General features: G+C 75.5%; 1 pseudogene. It reads right to left on the bottom strand.

From position 1 onward, the window contains the following. Positions 1-836: 836 nt before the first annotated feature. Positions 837-934 (bottom strand): annotated as a pseudogene (locus KUM03_RS39390) (hypothetical protein); the annotation flags it as partial.

The raw sequence follows: 934 nt of genomic DNA, 5'->3' as shown, positions 1-934 counted from the left end.
GTGTGGGGGCTCGCAGTGGGGCCGCGTGGAGGGGCGGGCGTGGGGTGGTGGGGCCCGGAGTGGGGTACGGGGCCCGTGAGGCCGGTCATGCGGCCGGGCTGCGCAGCGAGGGGCTAGGCCGGACGGAAAGGTACGGGGCCCGCACCGACTGGCGCCGACGAGACGGGGATAAGACCCGACGGGGGTGAGTGCGGGGCCGGTGGGACGGGGTCGGCGGGGCGGGGCAGGGGCAGGCGCAGGCGCAGGGCAGATGAAGCCGCAGGCTCGGAGCGGGGTCGGCAGGGGCCCAGAGCGGCGCAGGGCGGGCGAAACCGCAGCCTCGGAGCGAAGCCAGCAGCGGCGCAGGGCAGCACAAGGCGGGCGAAACCGCAGCCTCGGAGCGAAGCCAGCAGCGGCGCAGGCGAGGGAAGCCAGAGGCTCGGAGCGGGGGGCCAGTGGTCAAGGGCGAGGGCGGGGCTGCGGCAGCCGACGCCCCGAAGCGGGACTGCGAAGGCCGCGGGGCCAAACGCACGACCGAGGATGCCGACGCCTCAAAGCGGGCCCCGCAAGGCCGGGAGCAGCCCGGGGCCGACAGCCGACGCCTCCGGGGTCCCGGAGCCAGACGCACGACCATGGAAGCCCCCCACGCCTCGAAGCGGACCTTACGAAGCCAGGAGCAGACGCGGGCCGACAGAGCCGGAGCCTACGAGAGCCGAGGCAGACGCACGACCGATGCAGTCGGAGCCTGGAGCGGCCCTGCGGGGGCCAAAGCCAGACGCACGGCCGACGGAGCGGACCCGACGGCTTGGGGCTTCGGGGCGGAGCCCTGGCGACGGTCACGACTCGGCCGACGGACACGGGTCCAGTACCGGCGCGACCAGCAGACAGTCGCCCAGCAGGAAGGCGTCCTCGCAGTCCCGCAGGGCCCGCTCCTCCGGCGTCGACCACCACAGGG

This window comes from Streptomyces sp. AC602_WCS936 (assembly GCF_019049125.1).
In the GTDB taxonomy this organism is placed as follows: Bacteria; Actinomycetota; Actinomycetes; order Streptomycetales; family Streptomycetaceae; genus Streptomyces.
The sequence above is the reverse complement of the archived record's forward strand: the minus strand, read 5'-3'. Positions and strand labels throughout refer to the sequence as shown.